The 21,353-nt window shown below is 72.8% G+C and carries 20 protein-coding genes; 12 read left to right on the forward strand and 8 right to left on the reverse strand.

Going from position 1 to position 21,353, the window contains the following annotated elements; all coding sequences use genetic code 11:
* Nucleotides 1-464 precede the first annotated feature (464 nt).
* Nucleotides 465-1,157 (reverse strand): GDSL-type esterase/lipase family protein, encoded by a 693-nt coding sequence (locus tag MTF69_RS42220; protein ID WP_243342139.1) that lies wholly within the window; start codon nt 1,155-1,157, stop codon nt 465-467.
* 76 nt (nt 1,158-1,233) lie between these two features.
* On the opposite strand from MTF69_RS42220, the gene MTF69_RS42225 reads away from it, so the two are divergent.
* Nucleotides 1,234-2,247: a WD40 repeat domain-containing protein gene (locus MTF69_RS42225; protein ID WP_243342140.1), complete on the forward strand. Its 1,014-nt coding sequence runs from the start codon at nt 1,234-1,236 to the stop codon at nt 2,245-2,247.
* A gap of 108 nt (nt 2,248-2,355) precedes the next feature.
* On the opposite strand, the gene MTF69_RS42230 is transcribed toward MTF69_RS42225, so the two are convergent.
* From MTF69_RS42230 to rfbB, 4 genes are read right to left on the reverse strand one after another with little or no spacing between them, the layout of a single operon-like run.
* Nucleotides 2,356-3,690 (reverse strand): nitrate/sulfonate/bicarbonate ABC transporter ATP-binding protein, encoded by a 1,335-nt coding sequence (locus MTF69_RS42230; protein WP_243342141.1) that lies wholly within the window; start codon nt 3,688-3,690, stop codon nt 2,356-2,358.
* 27 nt (nt 3,691-3,717) lie between these two features.
* Entirely contained in the window at nt 3,718-5,460 is a 1,743-nt protein-coding gene (locus MTF69_RS42235; protein ID WP_243342142.1) for an ABC transporter permease subunit, read from the reverse strand.
* A gap of 42 nt (nt 5,461-5,502) precedes the next feature.
* On the reverse strand, nt 5,503-6,909 hold the full coding sequence (locus MTF69_RS42240; protein WP_243342143.1) for a lipopolysaccharide biosynthesis protein: 1,407 nt from the start codon (nt 6,907-6,909) through the stop codon (nt 5,503-5,505).
* A gap of 59 nt (nt 6,910-6,968) precedes the next feature.
* Nucleotides 6,969-7,946 carry a dTDP-glucose 4,6-dehydratase gene (rfbB, locus tag MTF69_RS42245; RefSeq protein WP_243342144.1) on the reverse strand — a complete coding sequence of 326 codons (978 nt, stop codon included), beginning with the start codon at nt 7,944-7,946 and terminating at the stop codon, nt 6,969-6,971.
* 239 nt (nt 7,947-8,185) lie between these two features.
* Between rfbB and MTF69_RS42250 the strand changes: the two genes are divergently transcribed.
* From MTF69_RS42250 to MTF69_RS42260, 3 genes are all read left to right on the forward strand, one after another.
* Nucleotides 8,186-9,082 carry a glycosyltransferase gene (locus MTF69_RS42250; protein WP_243342145.1) on the forward strand — a complete coding sequence of 299 codons (897 nt, stop codon included), beginning with the start codon at nt 8,186-8,188 and terminating at the stop codon, nt 9,080-9,082.
* Nucleotides 9,083-9,199: 117 nt separating this feature from the next.
* A complete protein-coding gene (locus tag MTF69_RS42255) occupies nt 9,200-10,156 on the forward strand; it encodes an NAD(P)-dependent oxidoreductase (RefSeq protein WP_243342146.1) in 957 nt (318 codons plus the stop codon).
* A 2-nt stretch (nt 10,157-10,158) separates the two neighbouring features.
* Complete coding sequence (locus MTF69_RS42260) at nt 10,159-11,427, forward strand: acyltransferase (RefSeq protein WP_243342147.1); 1,269 nt, start codon at nt 10,159-10,161, stop codon at nt 11,425-11,427.
* A gap of 55 nt (nt 11,428-11,482) precedes the next feature.
* Here MTF69_RS42260 and MTF69_RS42265 read toward each other — a convergent pair whose 3' ends face one another.
* Complete coding sequence (locus MTF69_RS42265; RefSeq protein ID WP_243342148.1) at nt 11,483-12,391, reverse strand: DUF3027 domain-containing protein; 909 nt, start codon at nt 12,389-12,391, stop codon at nt 11,483-11,485.
* A gap of 337 nt (nt 12,392-12,728) precedes the next feature.
* On the opposite strand from MTF69_RS42265, the gene MTF69_RS42270 reads away from it, so the two are divergent.
* The 4 genes from MTF69_RS42270 (at nt 12,729) to MTF69_RS42285 (ending at nt 16,578) form a co-directional block, all read left to right on the forward strand.
* Nucleotides 12,729-14,111, forward strand: a complete 1,383-nt coding sequence (locus MTF69_RS42270; protein WP_374325788.1) for an MFS transporter — start codon at nt 12,729-12,731, stop codon at nt 14,109-14,111.
* 316 nt (nt 14,112-14,427) lie between these two features.
* On the forward strand, nt 14,428-14,913 hold the full coding sequence (locus MTF69_RS42275) for a DUF2771 domain-containing protein (RefSeq protein WP_243342150.1): 486 nt from the start codon (nt 14,428-14,430) through the stop codon (nt 14,911-14,913).
* 13 nt (nt 14,914-14,926) lie between these two features.
* The gene (locus MTF69_RS42280; RefSeq protein ID WP_243342151.1) at nt 14,927-15,682 is read left to right on the forward strand and encodes a futalosine hydrolase; all 756 of its coding nucleotides are present in this window, start codon (nt 14,927-14,929) and stop codon (nt 15,680-15,682) included.
* Complete coding sequence (locus MTF69_RS42285; RefSeq protein WP_243342152.1) at nt 15,682-16,578, forward strand: 1,4-dihydroxy-6-naphthoate synthase; 897 nt, start codon at nt 15,682-15,684, stop codon at nt 16,576-16,578. The genes MTF69_RS42280 and MTF69_RS42285 overlap by 1 nt, the downstream gene beginning before the upstream one ends.
* Nucleotides 16,579-16,634: 56 nt before the next feature.
* On the opposite strand, the gene MTF69_RS43285 is transcribed toward MTF69_RS42285, so the two are convergent.
* Nucleotides 16,635-17,018 (reverse strand): cold-shock protein, encoded by a 384-nt coding sequence (locus MTF69_RS43285; RefSeq protein ID WP_308401526.1) that lies wholly within the window; start codon nt 17,016-17,018, stop codon nt 16,635-16,637.
* A 143-nt stretch (nt 17,019-17,161) separates the two neighbouring features.
* Here MTF69_RS43285 and MTF69_RS42295 point away from each other — a divergent pair, with 143 nt between their 5' ends.
* A complete protein-coding gene (locus tag MTF69_RS42295; RefSeq protein WP_243342153.1) occupies nt 17,162-17,443 on the forward strand; it encodes a hypothetical protein in 282 nt (93 codons plus the stop codon).
* 24 nt (nt 17,444-17,467) lie between these two features.
* Here MTF69_RS42295 and MTF69_RS42300 read toward each other — a convergent pair whose 3' ends face one another.
* Entirely contained in the window at nt 17,468-18,097 is a 630-nt protein-coding gene (locus MTF69_RS42300; RefSeq protein ID WP_243342154.1) for an HAD family hydrolase, read from the reverse strand.
* Between the two features lie 80 nt (nt 18,098-18,177).
* Between MTF69_RS42300 and MTF69_RS42305 the strand changes: the two genes are divergently transcribed.
* From MTF69_RS42305 to MTF69_RS42315, 3 genes are read left to right on the forward strand one after another with little or no spacing between them, the layout of a single operon-like run.
* Nucleotides 18,178-19,260 carry an iron ABC transporter permease gene (locus tag MTF69_RS42305; protein ID WP_243342155.1) on the forward strand — a complete coding sequence of 361 codons (1,083 nt, stop codon included), beginning with the start codon at nt 18,178-18,180 and terminating at the stop codon, nt 19,258-19,260.
* Nucleotides 19,257-20,348, forward strand: coding sequence for an iron chelate uptake ABC transporter family permease subunit (locus tag MTF69_RS42310; RefSeq protein WP_243342156.1), 1,092 nt, complete (start codon nt 19,257-19,259; stop codon nt 20,346-20,348). The genes MTF69_RS42305 and MTF69_RS42310 overlap by 4 nt, the downstream gene beginning before the upstream one ends.
* Entirely contained in the window at nt 20,345-21,145 is an 801-nt protein-coding gene (locus MTF69_RS42315; protein WP_243342157.1) for an ABC transporter ATP-binding protein, read from the forward strand. The genes MTF69_RS42310 and MTF69_RS42315 overlap by 4 nt, the downstream gene beginning before the upstream one ends.
* Nucleotides 21,146-21,353 lie beyond the last annotated feature (208 nt).

Here is a 21,353-nt window from a genome sequence, read left to right on the forward strand (position 1 = left end):
GTGGCCCGCCGCTGCCACTACCGCCGTCGTGGGCACTCCTTCGAGGGGCAGGCGGGCAGAAGCCGTCCGTGACGGCAGCCTGCCCGCTACACTCCCACCGCTCGACGTTTCCCCAGGTCAAGCCACAAAGTACTGCTGGAGTACTAGGCGCCCCAGAGTCATGGAGTACAGGGTTTCGCCTCATGTTGACCTCCCCGCCCGGCCGGACGAGGGCGCCGGGTCGCCGATTACTCAAGACGGCGAGCCGGAAGGCCCCTGGGCAAGCAGTCACGACGAAACGGAAGTACGGCCTGATCCATTGGACTTGGCTGCTCGCATACGGTGACCGCTTCCACGTCTACGTACGTACAAGGCAGCCCGTGGCTTGCGCAGCGCGGGATAGCGCGAAACGCCGACAGCCACCGATGCGCTGAACCACTGGATGAAATCAACGTTCCTGAACTGGCTCCCCGAACCGGCTCTCGCTACGTGTCCTGCCGGGGCCGGTACGGGCCGCCCAGGGCCCAGGCCTGGTGGAGGACCGCCGCGAACTCCCCGGCCAGGCGGTGCTCGCCGGAGGCGTTGGGGTGCGTGCCGTCGTAGGTGTCGCTGTCGATCGCGTACGCCTCCGGGCGCGCGGCCAGCAGGATCGGCGAGGCGGGGGTCGACAGGTCGGCGACGGCCTTGGCGAGGAGCTCGTTGAACATCTCGACCTGCTGCGCGAAGGGCGCGTCGTCCCGGGCCCGGACGTTGGGTATGACGGGCAGCAGGACCATCCGTATCCCGGGGCGGGCGGCGCGGGCCTCCGCGATGAACCGGCGGGCGTTTTCGGCGGTGCCCTCGGCGGCGGTGTAGAAGCCCAGGTCGATCAGCCCGAGGGAGACCAGCAGCACGTCGGGCCCCGAGGAGCGGACGGCGGGCCCGATGAGCGGGGCCATGTGCTGCCAGCCCTCGCCCCAGCCGGCGAGGTGGCGGCGGGCTTCGGCGGGGAAGCCGGGGTCGGCGTAGGCGTCGCTGGCCGGCGCGTCCGCGAGGGCGTCGTAGAGCCCGCTGCGGGGGCCGACGATCTCGTACGGGCCGCCGAAGGTGGTCTCGAGGTGCTGCCACATCCGGTAGCGCCAGGTGTAGTCGCCGGCGCGTCCGACGGTCATGGAATCGCCGACAAACATGAAACGCATCCGGACATCTTCGCGGATCACCGGGCCGCGGCCCCTGTGATGCCGGACACGCGGGGCGGGCTGGCAGGGTAGGGGGATGCGCCCGCACCTGCTGCCCCTGACCGCCGCTGCTGCTGTTGCCCTCGCCCTGCTGCCGGCGGCCGCCGCCGCCTCCGCCTCCGCCGCCGGGCCGGCCGCGTCCGGGTTCACGATCACCGACCCTCGGATCAAGGAATCGAGCGGGCTCGCGGCCAGCCGGATCCACCCCGGCGTCTACTGGACGCACAACGACAGCGACGACGGCCCGTACGTGTACGCCGTGGACTCCGCGACCGGGAAGACGGTCGCGCGGATCACCCTGACCGGCATCGGCACGCCGCGGGACATCGAGGGGATCTCGCTGGGCCCGGACGGGCGGCTGTACGTCGGCGACATCGGGGACAACCTGGGCGGCTCCTGGAACCACGTGTGGATCTACCGGTTCGCCGAGCCGAAGACGCTCCGGGACGCCACGCTCAAGGCCGAGCAGTTCACGGTGAAGTACGCCGACGGGCCGCGGAACGCGGAGGCGCTGATGGTGCACCCGGTGACGGGGCGGGTGTACATCGCGAGCAAGGACGAACGGGCCGGCGGGCTGTACGAGGGACCGCCGGCGCTGTCCGCCTCCGGTACGAACACCTTCCGGCGGATCGGGGACGTCCCGTGGGTCACGGACGGGGCGTTCTCCCCGGACGGGGGGCGGCTCGCGCTGCGGGGGTACTTGTGGGCGAAGACGTACCCGTGGAAGGACGGGCGGCCGGCCGGGGACGGGGAGACGGTGGCCGCGCCGTGGCAGGGGCAGGCGGAGTCCGTGACGTACACGGCGGACGGGGCGACGCTGATGTTCGGGGCGGAGGGGGCGAAGAGTCGGGTCGTCGCCGTGCCGGTCGCCTCCGGCGTTGAGCCGTCTCCGTCCTCGGCCTCGTCTGCCCCCGGTGCTCCCGCTCCCTCACCGGGTGCGCCCGGGGAGCGCGAGGGCGGGAGCTTCACGAAGGGTGCGCTCGTTCTGGTGGTGGCCCTGGGCGTCACCCTGGCCGCGAAGCGGCTCCTGCGGCGGCGCCCCAAGGCCTGAGCGCCCTGCGGGGCGAAGTCCCCTACCCGCCCTTCCACCGTTCCCCGGGCGCTGCCCGGACCCCCCTGGGGCTCCGCCCCAGACCCCGCGCCTCAAACGCCGGCGAGGCTAGGTCGTCGGGTCCTCGTCGAGGCGGTATTCCTCGGCGTCCGCGTGGTAGCCGTACAGCTCGCCGTAGCGGCCCCAGTCCGTCGCCGTTTCCAGTTGGCGTTCCAGTTGTTCGCTCGTGTAGTGGTGCGAGAGGAGGTCGCGGAAGAAGCCGGCCCGCTGGGTACCGCCCCGCGAGCGCTTCAGGGTGGTGTGGATCAGGTGGACCAGCGGGACCTCCATGGCCCCCTCCGCGAACAGCTCCTTCGACTCCTGTACGTCGGCCCCCGCGAAGGCGGTGCCGCGGGGGGTCAACACCAGGTGCAGGTCCCGTACCTCGGCGAGGCCCAGCAGTTCCAGCCCGTCCACCAGGGGCAGTACGTCGTCCACCTCCAGGCCCAGTTCGTCGGCGAGGTCGGCGAGGTCCTCGCTGCCGTCGCCGGTGCCCCGCTGGAGCACGATCTCGGCGAGGCCCGCCATGCCGTCGACGCTGGCCGCCGGGAGCGGGGTGTTGGCCGGGGTGCGCTTGGCGGGCGGGGCGACGGCCGGGGACTTGGCGGTGCGGCCGGTCATCACCGCGTACACGGCGTCCACGATCCGCTCGAACTCGGCGCCGCTCCGGTCCCGGGGGCGGGCCAGGTCCACCGCGAAGGTCTCCTTGATGGTGCCGTAGGGCCGCGAGCCCAGCACGACCACCCGGTCGGCCATCAGCACCGCCTCCTCGATGTTGTGCGTGACCAGCACCACCGCCTTGGCGGGGAAGCGGTCGGAGGCCCACAGCTCCATCAGCTCGCCGCGCAGGTTCTCGGCGGTGAGCACGTCCAGCGCGGAGAAGGGCTCGTCCATCATCAGTACGTCCGGCTCCACCACCAGCGCCCGGGCGAAGCCGACGCGCTGGCGCATCCCGCCGCTGAGCTCCTTCGGGTAAGCCGACTCGAAGCCGTCGAGGCCGATCAGGTCGATCGCCTCCACCGCCTGCCGGGCCCGCGCCTCGCGGTCCATGCCCTTGGCTTCCAGGCCCAGTTCCACGTTCTGCTGCACCGTCAGCCAGGGCAGCAGCGCGAAGGTCTGGAACACCATCGCCGTGCCCGGGTTCGCCCCGCGCAGCTCCTCGCCCCGGTAGGTGACCGAACCGGAGCTGGCGGGGATCAGCCCGGCGAGGCAGCGCAGCAGGGTGGACTTGCCGCTGCCGGACTTCCCCAGGAGGGCGACGATCTCGCCCTCGCGGATCTCCAGGTCGATGCCGCCGAGCACGGGCAGCTCCCCGTCGGCGCCGGCGTAGGACTTGGTGAGGGCGGCGGCCTGGAGGATCGTGGTCGGGGTCGTGGTCGGGGTCGCGGTCGGGGTCGCGGTCATGCGGGGCGGGCTCCTCGGTCGGGCGGTTCAGATGGAGTAGCGGCGCTCCGCGAGCCGGTACAGGGGCCGCCAGAACAGCCGGTTGAGCCCGACGACGTACAGGCTCATGACGGCGATCCCGGCGATCAGCTGGGGGAAGTCCCCGGCCTCGGTGGCGTGGAAGATGTACGCGCCCAGGCCGGTCGCGGACAGGGTCGTACCGGCGAAGGTGACGACCTCGCCGACGATGGAGGCGTTCCAGGCGCCGCCCGAGGCGGTGATGCCTCCGGTGACGTACGAGGGGAACACGGCCGGGATGATCAGGCGCTTCCAGCGCTGGATCCCGCGGACGCCGAGGTCGTCCATGGCCTCCTTGAGGTCGGAGGGGATGGCCATGGCTCCGGCGATGGCGTTGAAGAGGATGTACCACTGCGCGCCGAGGGCCATCAGCAGGATGCAGCCGATGTTGATGTTCAGCCCGGTCTCCAGGAAGAACCAGACGGCCACCGGGAAGAGCAGGTTCGCGGGGAAGCTCGCCAGGACCTGCACCACGGGCTGGGCGGTCTTCGTGAGCCGGGGCGAGGAGCCGATCCACACGCCCACGGGCACCCACACGACGGTGGCGGCGGCGACGAGCACGATCACCCGGACGAAGGTGATCAGCCCGAGCAGCAGCGGCTCCCCGAAGACTCCGAGGCCGGTCTCGCGCTGGAGGTAGCGCACCAGGTCGTACAGGCCCCACAGGATGACGGCTCCGGCGACGACGGCGAAGACCACGTCACCGGTCCGGCGGCGGGCCGGGTCCACGGACAGCGCCATGTCGTCGCGGCCCAGTACGCGGGCGGCCCGGCCGGTGGCGTCGCGGGCGGGGGCGGTGGCGCGGCCGAGCAGGCGGGGCCAGTGGGAGCGGCGCAGGAAGTCCAGTACCCAGCTGCGCTGGACGTCGGTGGACTCCGACTGCTCGTTCTTGTACTTCTCCGCCCAGGCCGTGAGGGGCCGCCAGAAGAAGAAGTTGACGGTGACGATGGTGACGGTCATCGCGAGGATGACCCAGCCGACCTTCCCGAGGTCCCCCTCGCCGATCGCGGTGCCCGCGTACGAGCCGAGGCCGGGGACGGCGTACTCCTGCCCGGAGACGGAGACGGCCTCGGAGGCGACGAGCATGAACCAGCCGCCGGCGAAGCTCATCATGCCGTTCCACACCAGGTCGATGACCCCGGCGGGGACCTCCACGCGCCAGAAGCGCATCCAGCGGGTGAAGCCGAACGAGCGGGAGACCTCGTCGAGTTCGCGCGGGAGGGAGGTCAGGGTGGCGTAGAACCCGAAGGTCATGTTCCAGGCCTGCGAGGTGAAGATGGCGAAGACGACGGCGCACTCGAGGCCGAGGAGCGAGCCGGGGAAGAGCGCGACGAAGAAGGTGACGAGGACGGAGAGGAAGCCGAGGACGGGGACGGACTGGAGGATGTCCAGGGCCGGGATCAGCACCCGTTCCAGGCGGCGGCTGCGCGCGGCGGCGTAGGCGTAGCCGAAGGTGAAGACCACGGAGGCGATCAGCGCGATGAACATCCGCAGGACGCTGCGGGCGGCGTAGTACGGGAGCTTCGCCGGGTCAGTGTCCACGTCGGGGACGTCGGCGGGGTCGAAGTTGACGGTGGTGCCCTTGCCGACCTGGAGGATCGCGTACCCGAGCACCAGGAAGGCGGCGGCCACGGCGAAGTCCACCCAGGACAGGCGGGTGCGCGTGGGCGCCGCCTGGCCGGTGTGGGTCTCGGGGCGCGCGGAGGTCTTCATCCCGCCCAGCGGAACACGCCGGGCGGGCGCCCACACCCCAGGTCACCCAACCGGGCGAGGCCCTCCCGGGGCGGCTCCTGGTGCGGCTCCCGGGGCAGCTCGCGGGGCGGCCGGGGGCCGGCGCGGGAAGGTCAGCCACAGGGCCGCGGCCATGCCGATGACCGCGGTGAGCGAGGCCAGGGTGTAGGCGAGGCACACGCGGGTGGAGACCTCGCCGGGGAGCAGCGTCGCGCCGGCCAGGACCAGGGTGGCCACGGCCCAGCCGAGCAGTTGCAGGCGGTGCCGGTGCAGGACCAGGAGGGCCTGGCCCAGCACCATGGCCAGCATGTAGAACAGCGTGCCGGTGGAGATCCAGAAGAACACGGCGTGGCCGAGTCCCGCCTCGGCCTTGAAGAGCACCTCGATGAGCCACGGGCCGAGCAGGGTGGCCGGGACGCCCCCGGCCAGGCCGAGCGCGGCGACGACCAGGGAGGTGCGCCCGAGCAGCCGGGAGAAGCCGGCGCGGTCGCCGGCGGCCGCCGCGGTGGCCAGCCCGGAGAGCAGCGAGGCCTGGAGCGAGCCGAAGACGAAGAGCGGTACCCGGGCCAGCACGATCGCGTTCAGCAGACCCGCGACGAGCGCGCCGTCCTCGGATGCGAGGAGCTTGGTGCTGACCACGGCGGCGTTGACGACGACCTGGGACAGCAGGGTGGAGACGACGAGCGGGCCGAGGCCGCCGAGCAGCCCCGGCCACCGCTCGGACGGCCCCCGGCCGAGCCCCCGGAAGACGGGTACCGAGGTGGCGAGGGCGGCGACGAGCGGGGCGGCCGTGAGGATCAGGGCGAAGGCCAGCGGGGAGCGGACCCCGGCGAGGGCGAAGCCCACGGCGAGGCCGATGCGCAGGACGCCGTCGATGCCCAGCTGCCGGCCGAACGGGGCGAACCGGCCGAGGCCGGCCAGCACCCCGCGGCAGACGTTGCCGATGCCCATCGCGGCGAAGGCCAGGCCGAGCGCGCCGACCATCTCGGTGTGCCCGTAGAAGAACGTGTCGGCGAGGAGCGGGGCCGTCCAGGCCAGAGCGGCCGCCAGCAGGACGAGCATGCCGAGGGTGAGCCCGGCGATCTGGCACAGGACGCCCCGGACGCCCGTGCCGGCGACGCGGTGCGCGGCGACGATCCGGGTGAGCTCCTGCTCCACGGGGAAGAAGAGGCCGATGCCCACCGACATGAGGATCGTCCAGAGCACCGAGAGGGCGGCCATGGCGTCGGTGTCGAGGCTGTGGCCGGCCGCCATCAGGTGGATGTACGAGGCCGCGCCCAGGACGACCGTGCCGCTGATCACCAGCAGGGTGCCGGGTGGCAGGGTGCTCGCGATCCTCGTCAGCGGCGACCACCGCTTCCCGCCCGCCGGAGCGTCCGGAGCGCTCACGACTGCGTCCGGCGCGCTGCCCGCTGCGTCCGGAGCGCTCACGACCGCATCCGATGCACTGCCCACTGCGTCCGGAGCGCTCACCGCTGCGTCCGGAGCGCTCACAGCTGCCGGGCGGCCTTCACCTTGAGCGGCTCCCACCAGGCGCGGTTCTCGCGGTACCAGTCGATCGTCGAGGCCAGGCCCTCTTCGAAGCCGACCTGCGGCGCGTAGCCGAGCTCCTCGCTGATCTTGGTGATGTCGAGGGAGTAGCGCAGGTCGTGGCCCTTGCGGTCCTCCACCGGCTCGACCATGTCCCAGTCGGCGCCGGCGGCGTCCAGCAGCAGGCCGGTGAGCTCCCTGTTGGTGAGCTCGACGCCGCCGCCGATGTTGTAGACGTGGCCGGCGCGGCCCTTGTGCAGGGCCAGCTCGATGCCGCGGCAGTGGTCCGCGACGTGCAGCCAGTCACGGATGTTGCCGCCCGTGCCGTAGAGCGGGACCTTCCTGCCGTCGATCAGGTTGGTGGTGAAGAGCGGGATGACCTTCTCGGGGAACTGGTACGGCCCGTAGTTGTTGGAGCAGCGCGTCACCACGACGTCCATGCCGTGGGTCCGGTGGTAGGCCAGCGCCAGCAGGTCGGAGCCCGCCTTGGACGAGGAGTACGGGGAGTTCGGCGCGAGCGGCCACTCCTCGGTCCAGGAGCCCTCGCTGATCGAGCCGTACACCTCGTCGGTGGAGACGTGGACGAAGCGGCCGACGCCGTGCTTGCGGGCGGCGTCCAGCAGCACCTGCGTGCCCACGACGTTGGTCATAACGAAGGGGCCCGCGCCGGCGATGGAACGGTCCACGTGGGACTCCGCGGCGAAGTGCACCACCGCGTCGTGACCGGCCATGACCTGGTCGACGGCGTCGACGTCGCAGATGTCACCGCGGACGAAGGCGTAACCGGGGTGGCCCGCCACGGGCGCGAGGTTCTCCTCGACGCCCGAGTAGGTCAGCTTGTCGAAGACCGTGATCGTGGCGGCAGGGTCTGCCGAGAGGAGGGAGCGTACGAACTGCGAGCCTATGAAACCGGCGCCACCGGTCACGAGAATGCGCATAGTGCGGTCACTGTACTGGGCCGTCCGGGGGCGGTGATCCCCCGAGTTGACGGGGGTTGGACGCCGCTCCGGCACGGCACGGACTGTTCATTGAGCCGTCCCGCTACGGCCCTCTGGACGAGGCGTGGGTCGGGCATCCTGCCCGATTACGAGGAATCCCCGGCCCCCGTCCGTCACTGAGCGACCGGCCACCGGACACCTCCCGTCCCGTCCCCTGCGAAGGACCCGGTGCACCCCCGATGACCACTCTCGACATCATGCTGCCCTACTACGGCGATGTGGCCCTGATGCAGGCCGCGGTGCGGAGCGTGCTGGCGCAGACCGACCCCGACTGGCGTCTCACGGTGGTGGACGACGGCACGGAGCCGTCCGTTCCCGGCTGGTTCGCGGAGCTCGACGACCCGCGCGTCTCCTACCGGCGCAACGAGCGGAACCTCGGCGTCACCGGCAACTACCGCACGTGCCTGGGGCTGGTCCGCGAAGAGCACTTCGTGCTGATGGGCACCGACGACATCATGCTGCCCGCGTACGTGGCCACCATCCGGGCCGCGCTCGCGAAGCACCCCGGCATCGGCATGATCCAGCCGGGCGTCGAGGTCATCGACGGCGCGGGCAAGCCCACCGAGGGCCTCGTCGACCAGTCCAAGCGCCGCCTGTACAAGCCCGGGTTCAAGGGTGAGGTGCTGATGGGCGGCGAGGCGCTCGCCACGAGCGTGCTGCGCGGGAACTGGCTGTTCTTCCCGTCCATCTGCTGGCGCACCGAGGCCGTCCGCAAGGCCGGTTTCCGGGACGACCTGGAGGTCACGCAGGACCTCGCCCTGGTCATCGACGTGCTCCAGGCGGGCGAGCAGATGCTCCTGTCGGACACCCTGTGCTTCCAATACCGCCGGCACGCCGTCAGCATCTCCTCCCGGCAGGCCTTCACCGGCGTCCGTTTCCAAGAGGCGAACCGCTTCTTCATGGACGTCGCCGACCGCCTGGACGGCACGGGCTGGACGAAGGCCGCCAAGGCCTCCCGGCTTCACCTGTCCTCCCGGATCCACGCGCTGACGATGGTCCCCGGCGCGCTGAAGAACAAGCAGAGCGAGGGCGCCCGCACCCTGCTGCGGCACGTCGCCGGCGCCGATCACCGCTGACGGCACACACCCGGCAGCCCCGACAGCCCGGCAGCCCGGCAGCCCCGACAGTCCCGCCAGCCCTGCCAGCCCCGCCAGTCACCACTCTCCCTCCCGACCCGTCCGGAGCCCACGCCCATGCCGCTCACCAGCCAGCCCCTGCCCCGTGTGGCCGTCCTCGGAGCCACCGGCTTCATCGGCCGGGCCCTGTGCGCCACGCTCGACGAGCGCGGCCACGGCCTGCTCGCCGTCGCCCGCAAGGAGCCGACCGTCACGCTGCCGGGCGAGTTCGTCGCCTTCGACCTCACCCTCGACCCGCCGGCCGCGCTGGCGGAGATCCTCACGGCCCACCGGATCGACGTCGTCGTCAACGCGGCCGGCGGCGACTGGGGCCTGACCGACGAACAGATGGTCCCGGCCAACCTCGGCATGGTCGAACGCCTGCTGGAGACCCTGGGGGGCATGGCGAAGCCGCCGCGGCTGGTGCACATCGGATCCGTGCACGAGTACGGCCTCTTCCCGGTCGGGACGACCTACACCGAGGACTCCCCCGCACGCCCCTCGACCGTCTACGGCCGGGTCAAGCTCCGTGCCACCGAACTGATCACCGAGGCCGTGCGCGACCAGGGCCTGGACGCCCTCGTGCTGCGCCTGGGCAACGTCGTCGGAGCGGGCCAGCCCGTACACAGCCTCCTCGGCGTCATGGCGGGCAAGCTGGCCGAGGGCCGGGCCGCCGGCGGCGGCGCCGAGCTGTCGCTGATGCCCCTCACCGCTCAGCGCGAGTTCCTCCACCTCGGGGACGCGGTGGAGGCCATCGCCGCCGCCCTCGTCCCGGCACGCGGCTGCCCGCCGGTCCTCAACCTCGGGCTCGGCCGGGCGACGTCCGCCCGCGAGGTGGTCGAGCTCCTGATCGAGGAGAGCCGCGTACCGACGCGGATCGTGGAGGTGCCCGCCCCGGCCGGAAGCGGCCCGGAGACCGAGTGGCACCAGCTCGACATGTCCGCCACCGAGCGGGCGCTGGACTGGAAGCCGACCCGGAGCCTGCAGGGCGCCGTCGCCGAGCTGTGGGCCGCCGTCTGCCCGGTCGGTGTCTGAGCATGGTGCGCAGCGCACCCGGCCTGCCCGGCCGGCGCGGAACCCTCGGTGAGCTGTACTCGCCGCGGGCCAACAGCTTCGGCGTACTGCGCCTGGTCCTCGCCTCGTCCGTGGTGCTCTCCCACGTGTGGCCGATCGGGTGGGGCCCCCTCGACCCGATGTGGACGTACAGCGGGGCGCAGACCGACGTCGGCAAGATGGCCGTCATCGGCTTCTTCGTCCTGTCGGGGTTCATGATCACGGGCAGTGGCGCCCGCAGCACCTCCGGCCGCTACGCCTGGCACCGCGCCCTGCGCATCCTGCCCGGACTGTGGGGCTCGCTGCTCGTCTCCGCGCTGGTCGTCCTCCCCCTGCTGTACTCCCACCTCCACGGCTCACTGGACGGGTACTGGAACCACCCCCAGGGCCCGGTCAGTTACCTCCAGGGCATGTGGAACACCTCGGTCAGCACCCACTGGGACATCTCCGGTGTGCTGAGCGAGGGAAAGGCCCGCGGAACCAACTTCGACCCCGGCGTCAACGGCGCCCTGTGGTCGCTCAAGTACGAGATCTTCTGCTACCTGATGGTCGGCGTGCTGGCCGCCTCCGGTGCGCTCAGGCGGGCCCGCAGGCTCGTCCCGCTGTCGGCGGCCGTGCTCGGCCTCCTGATCCTGCGGGACTGGATCGCCGCTCCCTCGCCGCGCGGCATCCCCGGTGACATGAAGGCCGCGGTGGAGGTGCCGCTCCTGGGCTCCATGTCGGTGCACTTCCTGATCCACCTGTGCTTCGTGTTCCTGATCGGCGCCACGTTCCAGCTGTACCGCGACCGGGTGCCGGTCCACGACGGCCTGGCGCTGGTCTGCGCCGCGGTGCTTCTCGGCACGCTGGTCTACGGCGGGGTCTTCGTCTTCGGCTACCCCGCGTTCGCGTACCTGCTGCTGTGGCTCGCGATCCGGCTGCCGAGGCCGTTCCAGACGATCGGGCGCAAGCGGGACTACTCGTACGGGATCTACATCTACGGCTTCACGGTGGAGCAGGCGCTCGCCCTGCTGGGCTACGCCGCGTACGGCAAGCCGGTCTTCCTGCTGCTGGCCATGGCCGGCACGGTGCTGCTGGCGGCGCTGTCCTGGCACCTGATCGAGGCGCCGGCCATGAAGCTGAAGAACTGGACGCCGTGGTTCGTCCGCCGGATCCGGCAGCGCGGACATGCCACGGCGCAGCCGCAGCCGCAGCCCGCTCCGCCGGCCGTCGGCGAACCGGAGCCGGCACCGGCGGCCACCACCACCGGCTGACGCGGCGGGAGAACCACGAACGGCGGCGGCCGGGCCCGGCCGCCGCCGTTCGTGGTCAGGAGTGGCCGAGGTCCGGGGCCAGGGGGTCCGTGGTGGGGACCGAGCCGGAGTCGGGGTACGGGCGGAGGTGGAACTCGTCCGAGGCCATCGAGTCCAGGACGGGCGGCGCCGGTCGCAGCGGCTTCGGCATGACCGCGGCCTCCGAGTGGCCGCCGCAGCCGTAGGACAGGGAGACCAGCCGGCCGTCCGCCGGGCTGAACTCGTTCGCGCAGATGCCGAAGGCCTGGCCCAGCGAGCCGCCGATGGCGACGAGGAAGCCACAGGAGACGCACGAGGCCGGGGCCGCCTGCGCCATCGGGGTCTTCGCGCCGAAGGATTCGTCCCAGCGGTCGGCCGCACTGTGCAGCCCGTAGCGGGAGAGCACGCGCGCCCTGCGCATGCCCAGTTCTTCCGCCACCGAGGTGATGGAGCCGCGTACGGGCACCACCGCGCGGTCGGTGACGTCGGCGTCCTCCGCCTCGACCAGCTCGGCCATCTCGGTGGACACCACCGAGTTCGGCGGCGGGGCGTCCTCGCCCGACCAGCCGGCCTCCAGCCGCAGGTCCTCGGCGTCCGTGGGCAGCAGGTCGCCCGGACCCATGTCGCCCGGCCGCAGCCGCTCGCTCCACGGCACCCACTCGGGGGCCAGCAGGGCGTCGTCGCCCGGCAGCAGCACCGTTTCGTCGAGGGTGACGTTCTTCGCGCGGGACGCACGCGTCACCGTCACGGCCCAGCGCCAGCCGCGGTAGCCGGAGTCCTTGCACTCGAAGAAGTGCGTGACGACCCGGTCGCCCTCCGCGACGGCGGCGGTGTGCTCGCCCACCACTCCGGGGTAGGCGGCCTCTTCGGCCGCCGCTCGGGCGAGGGCTACCGCCTCGACGCACAGGCGGTCGGGGGTACGGCTTCGCGTCGTCGCAGCACTCACAGGTCTCGTTCTCTCCTACGCCGTCTCACGAGTGCGCCGTCCGTACTTGTCGTCCACAACGACCCGTCGGCTGTCCCTACGTAGCGCGGGCGGAGCGGACCAGGGGGCCGCGTCGACGTCCGCGCCCGATCGGGTTCCAGGGCGCACCTTCCTACGATCCATTCTGCGGGATCGCGAAGAGGCGCGCGGCCAGGAGCAACCGCCGGTGGCGCGCTACGCACGCTACCTCCTCCGGCGCCTTCGGCCCACATGCAAGGTCCGATTCGCGGACACCCACGGCCGGCCCGGGGCGCGGCCGGGGCCCCGCGACGCGCCGGGAAGGGTCGCGGGGGGCCGAGTGGGGCACTATGGCCACGTGGCACCCGTACGGTCGTCCGATGACGGCTCGGGACCGGCCAGGCGGGCCGGCCGGGCCATCGGGCGTGCCCTGCACCTGCCGTTCACCGGTACGGCGCGCGGGATCCGGCGGGCCACGCACGCGCACGGGGCGGGCGAATCGGGCCTCGGCAAACTGATCGAGCTGCACGCGATCAACGGCGCCGGCGATGTGATGATCACAGTCGCGCTCGCCTCCACCGTCTTCTTCTCCGTCCCCACGGACGAGGCACGCGGCCGAGTGGCCCTGTACCTCGCCATCACGATGGCCCCCTTCACCCTGCTGGCCCCGGTGATCGGCCCCCTGCTGGACCGGCTGCCGCACGGGCGGCGGGCCGCGATGGCCGGCGCGATGCTCACCCGGGCCCTGCTCGCCGTGATGATGTCGGGCGCGGTGGCCACCGGGGGCCTGGAGCTGTACCCGGCCGCCCTCGGGGTCCTCGTCGCCTCCAAGGCCTACGGGGTGGTGCGCAGCGCGGTCGTCCCCCGACTCCTCCCACCGGGGTTCTCCCTGGTCAAGGCGAACTCCCGGGTGACCCTGGCCGGCCTGCTGGCCACCGGCGCCGCCGCGCCCGTGGGCGCCGCCCTGCACACGATCGGCCCGCCCTGGCCGCTCTACGGGGCGTGCGCGATCTTCATCTGGGGCACCTTCGCGGCGTTCACGCTGCCGCACAAGGTCGACGAGGCGAAGGGGGAGCGCCGGGCCCGGCTCTCCACCCACGAGGCGCACTCGAAGCGGCCGGGACTGCGGACGGTCAGCCGCCCGGTGCTGTGCGGGCTGCTGGCGAACGCGTCGATGCGCGGGCTGTCCGGGTTCCTGATCTTCTTCCTGGCGTTCCTGCTGCGCGAGCACCCGCTCGCCGGGCAGAGCGCGGCGGTGTCGCTGGTCATGGTCGGCGTCTCGGCGGGCGTGGGCAACGCCTGCGGGACCGCCGTCGGGGCCTGGCTCCGGGCCCGCGCGCCCGAGGCGATCATCGCCGCCGTCCTGTCCCTGACCCTCGCGGTGGCCGTCCTCGCGGCGGTCTTCTTCAGCGGGGTGTTCATGGCCGTCCTGGGCGCGACGGCCGGCTTCTGCCAGGCCCTCGCGAAGCTCTCCCTGGACGCGATGATCCAGCGCGACGTGCCCGAGGCCGTCCGTACGTCGGCCTTCGCCCGCTCGGAGACCCTGCTCCAGGTGGCCTGGGTCCTGGGCGGCGCGATCGGCATCGCCCTCCCCCTGAACGGGGCCCTCGGCATGTCCGTCGCCGCGACGGTGGTCGCCCTGGGCACGACGATGGCCCTACGCGGCTTCCTCACCTCCCCACGGCACCAGCACCCGACGTCCCCGCGACCGCGGGTGGCGTAGGTCCGCCGGGGCCGGGGCGCGGGGCCGGGGCGGCTGCGCGGGGCTTCCCCCACCCCGCCCCTTCCCGAAACCGGGGCTACGCCCCGGACCCCTAGGGGCGCTGCGCGCCCGCGAGGCCGACGCCGGCAATCCAGCGCCGCCAGCGTTTGAGGCGCGGGTCCGGCGTCAGCCAAATCCAGCCCCGCCGGCGTTTGAGGCGCGGGGTCCGGGGCGGAGCCCCGGGAAGCCCGGCGCAGCCGGGGGCGCTTGCGCCACGGCGCCGCACCACCCCACCCCGTGCAGCAAGGCACGCCACCCGCCCGATAGCCTTCGGCTCATGACCGCACCGCTTTTCTCGGGTAGGGCCCGCCGCAGCGTCGCGGCCCTCGGAGCCGTTTCCGCCGGCCTCCTCCTCCTCTCCGCCTGTGACAAGCCGACGCCGCTGGCGACCGTGACGGTCGGCACCTCGTCGGTGTCCACCGAAGCCGCCTGCAGCGACGGCAAGGAACTCACGGCCGAGAAGGTCCAGGAGTGCTTCACCGACCTGAAGCACGCCAAGAACATCGACTACGGCCGCGGCGACACGCTGCGCCTGGGTGTCGAGCCGGACGTCGTCGAGGACGGCAAGAAGTGGCAGGCGGTCCTCGACGGGCAGCCGATCACCGAGCCCTCCTCCAACACCTACCGCAGCTTCCCCGGCGCCGACCTGTTCGCCACCGGCGGCCAGGGCGAGGCACCGGCCTCCAAGAAGCTGAACATCGTCCAGGTCTCCGAGGACGGCAAGCCCCTCGCCGTCTGGGCCTTCAACGTCAAGCTCAAGTAGTCACGTCCCCACCATGCGCGCGCTCATCGTGACCGCGGTGACGGCGGAGGCCGACTCCGTCGTCCGAGGCCTGTCCGGTCCGGTCCCTCATCCGGACCACACCACCGGCCCGGACCACGTCCCCGCCCACGACCACGGCCCCGGGCCGCGCACCCTCCCCGGCGGTTACCTCATCCACCGCCGGGGAGCCTTCGACGTGCTGGTCGCCGGGGTCGGACCGGCCGCCGCGGCCGCCGGTACCGCGACCGCCCTGGCGCTCGCGCCCCTCCCCGACGGCTACGGCCTCGTCGTCAGCGCCGGCATCGGCGGCGGGTTCGCGCCCGCCGCCCCGATCGGCTCCCTCGTCGTCGCCGACGCGATCGTCGCCGCCGACCTGGGCGCCGAGACCCCGCAGGGGTTCCTCACCGTCGTCGAACTCGGCTTCGGCCACAGCGTGCACCTGCCTCCCGCAGAGCTCGCCGCGCGCGCCGCCGAGGCGACCGGGGCGCTGCTCGCGCCCGTCCTGACCGTCTCCACCGTCACCGGCACCGCAGCCCGTACGACCACCCTCGCCGCCCGGCACCCGCTCGCCGGGGCCGAGGCCATGGAGGGCTTCGGGGTCGCCGAGGCCGCCGCCGCCCACGGGCTGCCCGTCCTGGAGGTCCGTGCCGTCTCCAACGCCGTGGGCCCCCGGGACCGCGACGCCTGGCGGATCGGCGAGGCGCTGGCCGCGCTGGCCGACGGCTTCCGGGCCCTGGGACCCGTACTCGCTTCCTGGGGAGGACCCTGATGAACGACGCAGCCCCCGTACCGCCCGTACCGCCCGTGCGGATCGCGTACTCGCCCTGCCCGAACGACACCTTCGTCTTCGACGCCTGGGCCCACGGCCGGGTCCCCGGCGCGCCCGCCCTCGACGTCACCTTCGCCGACATCGACATCACCAACGGCCTGGCCGAGCGCGGCGAGGACTGTGAGTTCGACGTGCTGAAGGTGTCCTACGCCGTCCTGCCGTGGGTCCTGGAGGAGTACGCGCTGCTGCCCTGCGGCGGCGCACTGGGCCGTGGTTGCGGACCGCTCGTGCTGGTAAAAGACCGCGGTCTGACCCGGGAGCCGGGCGTGGACCTGGCCGGCAAGACGGTCGCGGTCCCGAGCGAACGCTCCACCGCCTACCTGCTGTTCCGGCTGTGGGCCGCCGACGTACTGCCCGCGGGCGTCGGCAAGGTGGTCGTCCTCCCCTTCCACGAGATCATGCCCGCCGTGCGCGACGGCCGCGTGGACGCCGGACTGGTCATCCACGAGGCCCGGTTCACCTACCGGGACTACGGACTGCACTGCCTGGCCGACATGGGCGAGCACTGGGAGTCCACGACCGGCCTGCCGATCCCGCTCGGCGCCATCATCGCCAAGCGCTCCCTGGGCACGGACACGCTGCGCGCACTCGCCGAGTCGGCCCGGACGTCGGTCCGGATGGCCTGGGCCGACCCCGAGGCGTCCCGGCCCTACGTACGGGCACACGCGCAGGAGCTGGATCCGGCCGTCGCCGACCAGCACATCGGGCTGTACGTCAACGAGTTCACCGCCGACCTCGGCGAAGCCGGCTACGCGGCCGTGCGCGGGCTGCTGACCCGGGCGGCCGCGGAGGGGCTGGTTCCGGCCATCGCAGCCGACGCGCTGACCTTCTCGTAGGACAGCAGCGTGCCCCGCGGCCCTCGTGGGCGGCGGGGCACGGTCGTGCGTACGGCTCAGACGTCCAGCTGGTCGGCCACCGCGCGCAGCATGCCGGCGATCGTCCCGCCGTGCGCCTTGTCGGGGTAGCGGCCCCGCTCCAGTTGCTGCGTGACGTTCTCCAGCAGGGTCGTGAGGTCCTGCACGATGGAGGCGAGCTCGTCCGGCTTGCGCCGCTGCGCGGCCGCGACGGAGGGTGCCGGATCCAGGACGATCACCGAAAGCGCCTGGTCACCGCGCTGCCCCGCGACAACACCGAACTCGACGCGCTGGCCGGGCTTGAGCGCGTCCAGCCCGTCGGGGAGCACCGACGAGTGGACGAAGACGTCGCCGCCGTCGTCACGGGAGAGGAAGCCGAAGCCCTTCTCACTGTTGAACCATTTGACCTTGCCGGTAGGCACGTCCGTCCTCTGTCCTTGCGTTCGTCGGGTGGGAAGCGGGCCGCAGACCCGCACCTCTCAGGCTAGTTGCCCCTCTCCAGGTGACAAGACGTTCGCCGGTCCTTCGCGGGTGACCGCTCCGGCCAGGGAACTACCCTGGTCGAGTGACTGTTACTCCTCAGCCCGAGACCCCTCAGCCCGAGCAGGGCGCCGACGACACCGCCCGCCCCGGCGACGCGCTCGTCAAGGCCGGCGGCATCGTCTTCATCGTCGGCGCCGTGGCCACGCTCGCCACGATGGCCCCGCTCTTCCTCGACATGGACCCCTTCCCGTCGTACGCGTGGGCCGTGTGCATGCTCATGGGCGTCGGCTTCGCGATCTCCGCGGCGGGCGTACTGCGCTCGGCCGCCGCGCAGCGCACGGCGGCCCGCGCCTCGCAGGCGTAGGGCCGGTACGGCAGGGGCCCGGGGTTACGCGGTGCGGGTCCGCTCGTACTCCGCGAGCCAGGCCGGCAGCTCCGTGAGGTCCGTCAGCACCACGTCCGCGCCCGCCTCCCGCAGCTCCGCCTCCGGGCACGGGCCGGTCGGGACCGTCACCGACAGCGCGCCGGCCGTGCGGGCGCCCCGGACGTCGCCGACGTGGTCGCCGACGTAGACCTGGGCGTTGTACTCGCGCAGGGCGCCCGCCTTGGCCTCCGCCCACAGCCAGCCGATGACCGCGTCGGGCTTGATGCCGAGGTGGTCCAGGTGCAGGCGGGCGTTGGGCTCGTACTTGGCGGTGACGACGATCGCGCGGCCACCGAGGGCACGGACCGCCTCGATCGCCTCGCGGGCTCCGGGCATCGCCGGGGTCGGCTCGATGGCGTGTGTGGGATAGATCTCCCGGAAGCGATCGGCCATGGCGGGGATCTCCGCCTCCGGGAACCAGTACGCGAGCTCCTGTTCCAGCGGCGGACCGAGGCGCGAGACGACCTGGTCGGCGTCGATGAACGTGCCCGTCTCGGCCGAGAGCGCCTGGAAGGCGGCCTTGATGCCCGGCCGGGAGTCGATGAGGGTCATGTCGAGGTCGAATCCGACGGTCAGCTGCGTTTCTGAGCTCATGCCCCCATTGTGCCGAGAGGGTCTCCACCGGCGGGAACGTAGACTGTGCCCCGCCTTACGAGACAGTGAAATTTGGTGACATGTCAGCCCCCGCTCCCGCGGCTCCCCCGGCTCCCGCGGCTCCCCCGGCTCCCGTCCCCGCGGCCCCCGCCGCGGCCCGACGCGCCCTGACGGCCCGTCGCATCGCGTGGACGGCGGCCGGCCTCGCCGCACTCCTGTGCGCAGTGCTCCTCAGTCTCGCCGTAGGCGCCCGCGCCATCGCGCCGGGCGAGGTCTTCGACGCGCTCTTCCGCGGTGCGACCGGGCCGGACGCCGAGGTCGTCCGCACGCTGCGCGTACCGCGCACCCTCATAGCCCTGATGGTCGGCGCGGGCCTCGCCCTCGCCGGGACCGCGCTCCAGGGCATCACCCGCAACCCGATCGCCGACCCCGGCATCCTCGGCATCAGCCAGGGAGCCGGGGTCGCGGTCGTCTGCGCCATCGCCTTCGCGGGGGTGCACACCCTGAGCGGCTACGTGTGGTTCGCCTTCGGCGGCGCCGCCGTCGCCTCGGTCGCCGTGTACGCCGTCGCCTCCGGCGGGCGCGGCGGGGCGACCCCCGTCAAGCTGGCGCTGGCCGGGGCCGCGATCAACGCCCTGCTGGTGTCGGTCACCATGGGCGTCCTCACGACGAAGGCCTCGGCGCTGGACGAGTTCCGCTTCTGGCAGGTCGGCTCGATCGCCGGGCGCGACGCCTCGGTCGTCCACCAGATCTGGCCGTTCCTCCTGATCGGAGCGGTGCTGGTGGTGTCGGTGGCGCGCGGTCTGGACGCGCTCGCGCTGGGCGAGGACCTGGCGAAGGGGCTCGGGCAGAACATCGCGGCCGTACGGATCGTCGCCGGCCTCGGCGCCACGATCCTCACCGGCGCCGGAGTCGCGGCGGCAGGCCCGATCGCCTTCATCGGGCTGGCCGTACCGCACCTCGCACGGGCCCTCGTCGGCAGCGACCACCGCTGGGTGCTGCCGATGGCGGCCCTCATCGGCCCGGTGATGCTGCTCCTCGCGGACGTCCTCGGGCGGATCGTGGTACCGCCCGGCGAGGTCCCGGCCGGGGTGATGACCGCGCTGATCGGCGTGCCGTTCCTGGTCACGCTGGTCCGCCGGAAGACGGCGGTGGCGGCATGAGCGTCGATACCCGGGACACCCGGGCCGGCTTGGATCGTGCACGGGTCCTCCCGGCCGGCTACGGGCTGGTCCGCCCCCGCTCGGGCCGCGGCTCCTTCCTCCTGCACCGCCGGGCGACGGCCGTGGCACTCGGCCTGGCCCTCCTCCTGACAGCGGTGTGCGTCGCATACCTCTCCCTCGGCGAATCCTTCGTCGCCCCCGGCGAGGTGGTGAAGGTCCTCCTCGGACAGCCCTCCCCCGACGACCTGGTCGTCGGCACCCTGCGACTGCCCCGGATGACGGTGGGCCTGCTGGTCGGCCTGGCCTTCGGAGTGGCGGGCGCCCTCATCCAGACCGTCGCCCGCAACCCGCTCGCCTCCCCCGACATCATCGGCATCAGCCAGGGCGCGAGCGCCGTCACCGTGGCGGCGCTGACCTTCGGCGTCACCTCGTACACGGTCCTCCCGTACCTCTCGGTCCTCGGCGGGATGGCCGCGGCCGCGCTCGTGTACGTCTTCGCCTGGCGGGGCGGCCTGCACGCCACCCGCTTCGTCCTCATCGGCATCGGCTTCGCCATCGCCCTCCGCTCGGTGACCACCCTCCTGATGACCAAGGGCGACTACCTGGTCGCGCAGCAAGCCCAGATCTGGATGACGGGCTCCCTCAACGGCCGCGGCTGGGACGTCGCAACGCCCCTGGCATGGGTCCTGCTCGCCCTCCTCCCCGGCATCCTGTGGGCGGCCCGCGCGCAGCGCACGGTCTCCCTCGACGACGACACGGCCACGGCCCTGGGCGTCCGGCTGGGCCGGGTCCGCCTCGGCCTCGTCGCCCTCGGCGTGATCCTCGCCTCCGTGGCCACGGGCGCGGCCGGCCCGGTGGACTTCGTCGCCCTGCTCGCCCCGCAGATCGCCCGCCGGATGACGCGCACCGCCCAGATCCCCCTCCTCTGCTCCGCCCTGACGGGTGCGGTGATCGTCGTCCTGGGCGACCTGCTCGCCCGCAGACTCCTCTCCCCGACCGAACTCCCCGTGGGCGTGCTGACGGCCGCCGTCGGAGCCCCGTACCTGATCTGGCTGATCATGCGCAGCCGTAGTGGAGGCAAGTCGTGAGCCGTCTGTCCGCGCGGGAACTGACCCTCGCGTACGAGGACCGGGTGGTCGTCGAAGACCTGGACCTGTCCGTCCCGGACGGCAAGGTGACGGTGATCGTCGGCCCGAACGCGTGCGGCAAGTCGACGACGCTACGGGCACTGGGACGGCTGCTCCGCCCCCGCTCCGGCTCGGTGGTCCTGGACGGCGAAGCCCTCTCCTCCCTCCCCACCCGACGCATCGCGCAGGCCGTCGGACTGCTCCCCCAGTCCCCCTCGGCGCCGGAGGCGATCACGGTCGCGGACCTGGTGGCACGGGGGCGGCAGCCGCACCAGCACTGGTGGCAGCAGTGGTCCGAGGCGGACGAGCGGGCGGTCGTCGACGCGATGGCCCGGACCTCGGTCGCGGACCTGGCGGACCGGCCGGTCGACGCGCTGTCGGGCGGGCAGCGGCAGCGGGTCTGGATCGCGATGGCCCTCGCCCAGGACACGGACATCCTGCTCCTGGACGAACCGACGACCTTCCTGGACATCGCCCACCAGGTGGAGGTCCTGGACCTGGTCCGGCGCCTCAACCACGAGCGCGGCCGGACGGTGGTCGCCGTCCTCCACGACCTCAACCAGGCGGCGCGCTACGCGGACCACCTGGTGGCCATGAAATCGGGCCGCGTGGTGGCGGAGGGGCCGCCGGCGGAGGTCGTCACGGCCGGCCTGGTCCACGAGGTCTTCGGCCTCGCCTCGATCGTCATCCCCGACCCGGTGACGGGCTCCCCCCTGATCGTCCCCACATCCCCGTGGTCCCCACCCGCACCTTCGTGACGGCGCGGGACGCCTTCCGGCGGTGGCCGGGCGGGGGCGCCGCCACCGGCGGCTCGTGCGCAGCCCGCTGGGCGCGTGCGGGTGCGGGTGCCCTGCGGGGCTGAGTCCCCGACCCACCCTTCCACCGTTCGCCGGGCTCTGCCCGGACCCCGGTCCTCAAACGCCGGACGGGCTGGAAGGGGGTACCGGGCTGCGCCCGAACCCCCTG

Source organism: Streptomyces sp. AP-93 (assembly GCF_022808175.1).
In the GTDB taxonomy this organism is placed as follows: Bacteria; Actinomycetota; Actinomycetes; order Streptomycetales; family Streptomycetaceae; genus Streptomyces.

Excerpts from the sequence above, each read along its gene's own strand:
- MTF69_RS42220 (WP_243342139.1), bottom strand. The coding sequence starts at position 1,157 with ATGCGTTTCATGTTTGTCGGCGATTCCATGACCGTCGGACGCGCCGGC.
- MTF69_RS42225 (WP_243342140.1), top strand. The coding sequence starts at position 1,234 with ATGCGCCCGCACCTGCTGCCCCTGACCGCCGCTGCTGCTGTTGCCCTC.
- MTF69_RS42230 (WP_243342141.1), bottom strand. The coding sequence starts at position 3,690 with ATGACCGCGACCCCGACCGCGACCCCGACCACGACCCCGACCACGATC.
- MTF69_RS42235 (WP_243342142.1), bottom strand. The coding sequence starts at position 5,460 with ATGAAGACCTCCGCGCGCCCCGAGACCCACACCGGCCAGGCGGCGCCC.
- rfbB (WP_243342144.1), bottom strand. The coding sequence starts at position 7,946 with ATGCGCATTCTCGTGACCGGTGGCGCCGGTTTCATAGGCTCGCAGTTC.
- MTF69_RS42250 (WP_243342145.1), top strand. The coding sequence starts at position 8,186 with ATGACCACTCTCGACATCATGCTGCCCTACTACGGCGATGTGGCCCTG.
- MTF69_RS42255 (WP_243342146.1), top strand. The coding sequence starts at position 9,200 with ATGCCGCTCACCAGCCAGCCCCTGCCCCGTGTGGCCGTCCTCGGAGCC.
- MTF69_RS42260 (WP_243342147.1), top strand. The coding sequence starts at position 10,159 with ATGGTGCGCAGCGCACCCGGCCTGCCCGGCCGGCGCGGAACCCTCGGT.
- MTF69_RS42275 (WP_243342150.1), top strand. The coding sequence starts at position 14,428 with ATGACCGCACCGCTTTTCTCGGGTAGGGCCCGCCGCAGCGTCGCGGCC.
- MTF69_RS42280 (WP_243342151.1), top strand. The coding sequence starts at position 14,927 with ATGCGCGCGCTCATCGTGACCGCGGTGACGGCGGAGGCCGACTCCGTC.
- MTF69_RS42285 (WP_243342152.1), top strand. The coding sequence starts at position 15,682 with ATGAACGACGCAGCCCCCGTACCGCCCGTACCGCCCGTGCGGATCGCG.
- MTF69_RS42300 (WP_243342154.1), bottom strand. The coding sequence starts at position 18,097 with ATGAGCTCAGAAACGCAGCTGACCGTCGGATTCGACCTCGACATGACC.
- MTF69_RS42305 (WP_243342155.1), top strand. The coding sequence starts at position 18,178 with ATGTCAGCCCCCGCTCCCGCGGCTCCCCCGGCTCCCGCGGCTCCCCCG.
- MTF69_RS42310 (WP_243342156.1), top strand. The coding sequence starts at position 19,257 with ATGAGCGTCGATACCCGGGACACCCGGGCCGGCTTGGATCGTGCACGG.